Here is a 7,089-nt window from a genome sequence, read left to right on the forward strand (position 1 = left end):
AAGCCGAAGCTGGTAACCATTAACTAGGTGTTTGAAATACTTTATTGATATTGATTCGTGGAGGTACGCACATGACTGAGAAAAAAGGAATTATCCCAAGAGAAGAAACGAGTCCGGAGATAAGTCGTCAAATCCCTGTAGTTGCGCCAGTGGTAGATATCTATGAAAATGAGGACGAGATTCTCCTGTACGCGGATATGCCTGGTGTTGTCAGGGAGGCGGTAACTGTTAATGTTGACAATGGTAAACTGGCAATTTCTGGAGTAAGGAATCTGAAAATTGAAGGTGTTGCTAACTGGGAAGAGTTCGACAGTGTTGAATATCAAAGAACATTTTCTGTTCCGCAGACTATTGATGTTGCAAAAGTTAATGCTGAGTTGAAAGAGGGGGTGTTGCGGCTTCATCTGCCAAAGTCGGAAGCAGCAAAGCCGCGAATGATTGAGATCCGCTGATTTTAATGGCCTGGAAAAATGGACTTGATCTGGCAGGCAGGGAGTGGCTCAGCAGCCAGTCAGATCAAGTCTGGATCTGGGTTTCGAACTGTCTTTAGGGAGGGTCTTTGCGGAGGCGTTTTGATTCGTACATCATCTGATCGGCCTGAGCAAAAAGCTCGTCTAAAGTACAGGGGTTTTCTGGGTCGCTGCGGGCTTCCCCGAAACTTATTTCAAGGGTATGTTTTCTGTCCGGTTTATCATAGATAATATGAATTCCGCTTTTGAGTCTTTCCGCCAGCAATTTTTGTTTTTCAGCAAGCTCTAAGAAGCCACGTCGGTTTATTAGAAATCATAAAGGTGTATTAGCGTCGGTTAAGGTTGCATTGGGTTGTTTGCTCTATTGCATTATCCAGATTTCTAAAGAAATTGTATATCTCTTTATTGTCCGGATCGTTTTTGCCTAAAGTTTCATAGGTAGCAAAAAGGTTGGTTAAGACATGCAGAGCTTCATTGTCGGGAAGTTCGCCAAGCTTATTCCATAGCGTATCTGAGATACTCATAGTCACCCTTTTTTGTGAGTTATGTAGAAGGTGTTGTAAATAATAGTAACTGCAACGGCGAAAAGAGCGGAGGCAACGCCTATCAGAACATTGAAAAATGGTGGCGCTGTCAAAGCAAGCCTGATTAGAAGGGTAGACAGTGCATAGCCGGAGTTTCTGAAGATAGCTCGGAATTGGGGCAGAAAACTTTGGGCTATAAGAACGAGCAAAATATCACAGAAAATGAGTACGGTATAAAAGGTCTGGAAAAAGTGAAACATTTTTTGACCTGTCAACAGAAGCCAGCCATTATAAGCGCCCATGCAGAAAAAGATTATAAGCATACCTAAGGCGACAGTTTTTTTGGCGGTGATAAAGCGCATCAGTGAACTGCCAGCCCGAGGGGTATCATCGGTATGACGCAGAAGTTTTGAGTAAAGACCCAGCAGGGCGAAAACAGCAATGGCACCTCCACCATCCGAAAGTATTCGTAGTAGCACATCTGTATGACCATCAATGGTGATGGGTTCCGGAAGATATGAGATTTCCTTAAAGGCGCCTCGCATAAAGATCAGTGCCAGAATTTCAAACTGTTTGCCCAAGGCCCTGGATAAGGAACAGGGCAGGGTGAACAAAAGACTGACCACTTCAAGGATAAGAACCAGAGTGAAGGCAGTGTTAATGGCCAGATAGTGGCTTTGGGGAGTAATTTGCGCAAGTCCCTGGGGCAAAAGATGTTGCCTGTTAAGCTCAATGGCTGCAAGGGCGGCTAAGAAAACGACCACCAGAACGCCAGCGACAACACGATGGGTTTTTTCGTTCTCCCAAAACCTGTTGAGTGGGTCATAGAACCCTGCTAGGCGGTTTAAAATCGAATCTATCATGGAGTTCAAACAAGGCCTTTAGTTATCAGCGCGACAGAGAGATAGCGGGCCCATTTTCCAGTAAGAACCAGCACACTAAATCTGCCAAAAGAAAAGCGTAATGTTCCGCTAACCAGACAGAGGGGATCTCCGACGATCGGAAGCCAGCTGAACAAAAGGCTCCAGGAACCATAACGATCGAAGAACGTATGCGCCCGAGCAATAGATTCAGGCCTTATTTTGAAAATTTTTTCAATAAAATAGGACGATCCGGTGAACCCAAGCCAATAGGTGATACATGCCCCTAAAAAATTGCCGGCGGTGGCTGTTGCAACAGTGAGATTGAGGTCAAGGCCTTGGGAAATAAGTGCGATAAGCAGCCATTCTGAGCCAAAGGGGATGATCGTGGAGGCCAGGAGGCTGGCGAAAAAAAGGCCTGTTAAGCCGTGGGTTGTAAAAAAATGCGTCATTGAGTTTTTTCTAAAGTTTTATTCTAAAAGGTATCACGAGGAATAAAAAAAACAAAGAATATTTTGTGGTCATTATGCTAACGTGTCGAGCCTAATAGCAGTGCTGTGTCAATGGTGTTAATGGATATGTGGAAAAGGATTCTATGGAGGGTATAGCTTCTGACGAAGCAATAACAGCAGGCCGGCACAAATTATTGAAAAGCCCAGAAATGAGAGTGGCGTGCCCTGGTCTTTAACAATTTGAATGCCGGCAAAGGCTGTACTGAAGGAGTCGCTGTCTGAAGAGGTCAGAAAAAATTTCAGGCCATTCCATTTTATTGGGTTATTTACACTTGTGGGGCTGGAAAAAACTGGTTGACCTCCTGAAACGATAGTCAGATCGGCCCAACATTTTTTCAAAAACGGTGTTTTAAAGGCAACGAGCTTAAATTCTAAGGGGGTTGATAACGGTTGGGATGAAGGGTCGGGTGTAGTCCGATAGCGGTAGGGTGGGGTGTCGTTGTTGGGCTTGATATCAAGGAGTATTGACCGATTGAGCGGGTCAAGATCCACAACCGTAACGTGTAAACTGTCTACCTGAAAGGTTTCACCTGTTTTTGTTCTGATAAGTTCATGACGGCTGCCATTTTTGAAGATCCCAACCTTTATTTCGGCAGGATAAAACTCCCGGTGAATTTTTTCGACATGTAGCTCAAAGTCTAAATCAATATCCTTATTAGTATCCCATCGGAAAGCTGAGGTGGCTGAATCGCCTTCGTAAATATTGACGGTTGCAACATAACCGGCAGCACTGATCAGGCCGCCACATAGAGTGAAGATACAACCGATATGAGTTAAAATGACGGGGCGGGATAACCGTCGCCAGTTGCTCAGTGTGCAGACGACAAGGCTAAGGGTGATAAGGCCTAATAAGGCGTAAATGGCAGGGTCAAAGTATGGTTTGTTATCAGGAAAGAAGGTCGAAGCCGCCATCAGTAGGCAGATTATAGCAAAAAGCCAAATTGACAGTGGCTTTGAAGAAAGAAGTTTGATCACGATATATAGCTGGTTGTTATTTGTTATGGCTTCATGGTTTCGAATAGTGATGAGGCGCCACGTTGGCTGGTGAGTTGAAAATTAAGCCGATTATGGTCTCACTCCCGAGAACGTAATGGACAGGTACCTCAATTGGTTAAACCGCCGGTGATACTACTCCACGTTTTCGAGAGCTCTTCGTTAAAGGTATTAACAAAGTCAGAGATATTTACTTCAAGAAATGGGTGGTGGTTATCCTGGATGATAATCCAGCCAAACGATTCAAGTGGGTTGATTACCTGATTTTCGCCATTTCCCAATCCGCAGCCGTGTATGGTGGCGAACATGTCTGCTAAATGTACAAGAGCAGCCAGGAGCGCGTCGTCCCTGGCATTTTCAAGGTCATGGTGAAAACGCATGGCGTGAAGGTAGGGCGCTGGAATGCCGATACTTTCACCGTACCAGGCACCGGCCTGCCCGTGATCTATGCCAATGTAGGAAGTCTCTGCTTTAAGGAAGTCTGTGGCGACAATGGAATCCTTGTCGGCGAGATGCGGGTAGAAGTTTGGTTCGATGGGATCAAGCACCAGCACACCGAGGTCATGGAGTAAACCTGCCAGAAAGACATCACTGGGAAGGTTGATGCGAATGACATCTTTTAGCGTCGCGGCAATGCGGGCGACAACGACAGAGTGACGCCAGAACGAACGAGCGACCTGTTTGAAGCCTTGAAATGGTTTGACGAAACGGACCTGCTCAATTGTCTCAGTCAGCACCTCCTGAAAATGTGCGATACCGACGGTGATTATAGCATGTGCAACCGAGGCCACCGGATTTGATCGTCTGAAAAAAGAAGAGTTGGCTACTTGCATTACCTTACAGCTTAAGACCGGGTCGGTAAGAAGAAGATCCGTGAAAAGGCGGGTATTTTCGCACTCGCCAACTAATAGGGGTTCCAGTAATTTAATGGCGGTCGGATTAATTGGCAGGTTAAGGGTAGCAGAAACTTTACGATGGATTTTGCCTTTAACAATCCTGTCTTTTTTGTCGGGTAGAGGCGGAATAACCATGATGGTCTCTTCCTGGTCGGAGTGATCATCAGGGCAGTACTTCGGGTTGTCTGGTGGCTTTGTATCTTTGTATTCGGCCACTTCTGAAGGGAGTTGAACCTCTTTCAGATCTTCAAGGTTAGCAGATTTTTCATACTCAGCAACTTTTTCGTTTGCTTGAATCAAGCGCGAAACAAGGATTTCACAAAAGCGTTTATAGAATTTTAGTTGCAGAAAAACATTTGAGGTGTTGATGATGCCTGGTTCCACCATCAAAATAAAACACTCTTTCTTGGTTATCACGCCCGCTGTTCGCTTAACATCCATAACGAGGGACATCTCACCAAAGCACGCACCTGAGCCTAAGGTAGTCAGCTCAACCGTTTTTTTGCCCTGTCCAAGAGTTTTAACAACTGAAACCTGACCCTTGACGAGAATATAGAATACTCTCTCCATGGAGTCTTCTTTGATGATTTGCTGGTTCGCTGGTACTTTGAGCCACTTAGTTACGGCAATAAACTGGCGGAGTTCAGGCTCGTCAAAGCCATCAAAAAAGTCGATTTTCTTGAGGAACTTTAGTTGTTGATCGATATCCATGAAATACCTTTTCCTTCAGTTGCTATTTGCCTATACAAAACTCACCAAATATTTTGTCTAAAATCTCTTCAGTTGTGGTGTAGCCGACAATATCACCTAAATGATCAAGGGCCGTTTGCAACTCGATGGCAAGCAAGTCTGGCGGCAGGTTGTGTTCAAGTCCTTCGACCAGCCTGTGACATGCCGAAAGAGAGTTGGTCATGGCCGCCTGATGACGGGCATTCGGTGCAACTGCATGCCCGGGGTCCCAACCGGCAAAATGGCCGGTAACCATTGAGAAAACGGCGTCTTCGAGCTGGCTGATACCCTGGTTGTTTGTCGCAGAAGTTCTGACAATTTCATGCCCTGAAAAATGTGCCTCAAGATCAGTCAATAATGTTGTGGTAGAAATGTCAAATTTGTTTGCAACAACTATAAGAGGTTTATCACCAATACTTTCAAAAAGCTGCAAATCTTCGCGGCTTATCGGGCCTGAAGAGTCAAGCATCATTAAGGCAAGGTCTGCCTCAGCCAGCTTGGCCCTGGTTCGTTGAATGCCTATCTCTTCGACCGCTTCAGTGCTGGTTCGAATGCCAGCCGTGTCGATGACTCGAACCGGCATTCCCTTGATGTTCAAATGCTCTTCAATAGTATCTCGGGTCGTTCCCGGCAAGGCGGTAACAATGGCCCGGTCTTCTCGGAGCAGGGCGTTTAACAGGCTTGATTTGCCGACATTGGGTCTGCCGATAATTACTACAGAGACCCCATCTTTATATACCTTACCATTGTCAGCTGAGGAGATCAAATTTTCTAATACGGGGGCGATTTCCTGATTGATCTGTTTTTTGATGCTGTTGGGTTGGATGATGTCGATATCGTCATCAGGAAAATCAATGGCAACTTCCAGTACTGCCTTGATTGAGATCAGTCTATCGCAGACAGATTGAATGTGCTGGTGCAAGCCACCCTTGAGCTGTTCTACGGCAAGTTGGAGCCCCTTACTTGTTTTTGCGGTCAGGAGCTCCAGCACTGCTTCAGCTTGTGTCAGGTCGATACGGCCATTGAGAAAGGCCAGCTTTGTGAACTCTCCAGGTTCAGCTAAACGCGCCCCGCAGTTTTGGCAAAGAGTGAGTATCTTTTGCAAAATAAGGAAATTGCCATGGCAGTGAATCTCCACAACATCTTCGCGTGTGTAGGTGCGTGGGGCTTGCATGAAAACGACAAGGACTTCGTCAATTTTTTGCGCAGTGGAAGAATCTGATATCCAGCCATAGTAGAAACGGTGACTGGTTAACGGCCCGGATAAGGGCTTGATTGGGATAAAGAGTTCTGAAATAATAGCGGCTGCATTGGGTCCGCTCAGCCGTACAATGCCAATGCCGCCAGGCCCGGGTGGAGTTGCAATTGCTACAATTGTTGGGTTGCCGGACAGTGCCTTGTTCCCAGGGTCAACCATTGCGGCATCTCCTTACGCCAATTTATTGGTGATCAAACAACTTCCGTTACGAAACTGAGTATAAGCCGTCGGTGGTTTTCGCTATTTGGGAGGCACCACCTGCATAAGTTACATTTATAGCTCGATAGTAGCTGGATGTCCATTCCTATAGTCGGTAAAGTGCAGGCTAGGCCTGGAGGCTTTGGTCTGGAGCACCAGCTGTCGAGGTTCGACTTTTGCCAGCCCGAGGGCCCCGACTTGTTTTTTTTCGACCCTTCCCCGGTGCGAAGATACGTATTTTCTTGTATAGCCCTTCACCTACACTGGAACTGCGAATGGCTTTGTTGTCTTGCAAGGTGACATGAACAATACGACGTTCAGCTGGGTTGAGGGCGGCAATAGTTTGGGTTTTCCCTGTTTCTTTAACCTTTGCAGCCATTTGTAAGGCAAGCTCTTGCAGCTCTGTTTCACGTGAATCTCGAAAATCACCACAATCGAGTGAGAAAAACAGTTTGTCAGTATATTTTTTTTGACTGATCATTTTGCGCATTAGATACTGAATGGCATCAAGGGTATCGCCATCTCGGCCCACAAGTTCTTTCGTGAACTCTCCAGATATATGGGCAGATATCTTGTTGCCGCTGGTTGAAGTTGTTACCTCGGAAGGAAACCCCATCAGCGCAACCATATCCGGGAGTAAGGCCTTAAC

At 46.0% G+C, this 7,089-nt stretch carries 9 protein-coding genes and 1 pseudogene (1 of these 10 only partly in view); 2 read left to right on the forward strand and 8 right to left on the reverse strand.

Annotation, left to right across the window (positions count from 1 at the left end):
• Positions 1 to 27, forward strand: a pseudogene (locus tag HQK80_12230) (Hsp20/alpha crystallin family protein) (it extends 419 nt beyond the left edge of the window).
• Between the two features lie 44 nt (positions 28 to 71).
• Entirely contained in the window at positions 72 to 452 is a 381-nt protein-coding gene (locus tag HQK80_12235; GenBank protein ID MBF0222972.1) for an Hsp20/alpha crystallin family protein, read from the forward strand.
• A gap of 94 nt (positions 453 to 546) precedes the next feature.
• Here the strand turns inward: HQK80_12235 and HQK80_12240 are convergent, their stop codons facing one another.
• The 8 genes from HQK80_12240 to HQK80_12275 form a co-directional block, all read right to left on the reverse strand.
• Positions 547 to 735 (reverse strand): diguanylate cyclase, encoded by a 189-nt coding sequence (locus tag HQK80_12240; GenBank protein MBF0222973.1) that lies wholly within the window; start codon positions 733 to 735, stop codon positions 547 to 549.
• 61 nt (positions 736 to 796) lie between these two features.
• Positions 797 to 994, reverse strand: coding sequence for a hypothetical protein (locus HQK80_12245; GenBank protein ID MBF0222974.1), 198 nt, complete (start codon positions 992 to 994; stop codon positions 797 to 799).
• Between the two features lie 2 nt (positions 995 to 996).
• Positions 997 to 1,857 (reverse strand): hypothetical protein, encoded by an 861-nt coding sequence (locus HQK80_12250; protein ID MBF0222975.1) that lies wholly within the window; start codon positions 1,855 to 1,857, stop codon positions 997 to 999.
• Between the two features lie 5 nt (positions 1,858 to 1,862).
• Positions 1,863 to 2,306, reverse strand: a complete 444-nt coding sequence (locus HQK80_12255) for a DedA family protein (protein ID MBF0222976.1) — start codon at positions 2,304 to 2,306, stop codon at positions 1,863 to 1,865.
• Positions 2,307 to 2,447: 141 nt separating this feature from the next.
• Positions 2,448 to 3,341: a hypothetical protein gene (locus tag HQK80_12260; protein MBF0222977.1), complete on the reverse strand. Its 894-nt coding sequence runs from the start codon at positions 3,339 to 3,341 to the stop codon at positions 2,448 to 2,450.
• A gap of 128 nt (positions 3,342 to 3,469) precedes the next feature.
• Positions 3,470 to 4,966, reverse strand: a complete 1,497-nt coding sequence (locus HQK80_12265) for an HDOD domain-containing protein (protein MBF0222978.1) — start codon at positions 4,964 to 4,966, stop codon at positions 3,470 to 3,472.
• Between the two features lie 22 nt (positions 4,967 to 4,988).
• Positions 4,989 to 6,401, reverse strand: a complete 1,413-nt coding sequence (gene mnmE, locus HQK80_12270) for a tRNA uridine-5-carboxymethylaminomethyl(34) synthesis GTPase MnmE (GenBank protein ID MBF0222979.1) — start codon at positions 6,399 to 6,401, stop codon at positions 4,989 to 4,991.
• A gap of 166 nt (positions 6,402 to 6,567) precedes the next feature.
• Positions 6,568 to 7,089, reverse strand: a 522-nt coding sequence (locus HQK80_12275) for an RNA-binding protein (GenBank protein ID MBF0222980.1), incomplete at its 5' end; no start/stop codon positions are given.

The sequence above is a fragment of the Desulfobulbaceae bacterium genome, from assembly GCA_015231515.1.
In the GTDB taxonomy this organism is placed as follows: Bacteria; Desulfobacterota; Desulfobulbia; order Desulfobulbales; family VMSU01; genus JADGBM01.

Coding starts and splice junctions, on each gene's coding strand:
- HQK80_12235 (MBF0222972.1), top strand. CDS start 72: ATGACTGAGAAAAAAGGAATTATCCCAAGAGAAGAAACGAGTCCGGAG.
- HQK80_12245 (MBF0222974.1), bottom strand. CDS start 994: ATGAGTATCTCAGATACGCTATGGAATAAGCTTGGCGAACTTCCCGAC.
- HQK80_12250 (MBF0222975.1), bottom strand. CDS start 1,857: ATGATAGATTCGATTTTAAACCGCCTAGCAGGGTTCTATGACCCACTC.
- HQK80_12255 (MBF0222976.1), bottom strand. CDS start 2,306: ATGACGCATTTTTTTACAACCCACGGCTTAACAGGCCTTTTTTTCGCC.
- HQK80_12265 (MBF0222978.1), bottom strand. CDS start 4,966: ATGGATATCGATCAACAACTAAAGTTCCTCAAGAAAATCGACTTTTTT.
- mnmE (MBF0222979.1), bottom strand. CDS start 6,401: ATGGTTGACCCTGGGAACAAGGCACTGTCCGGCAACCCAACAATTGTA.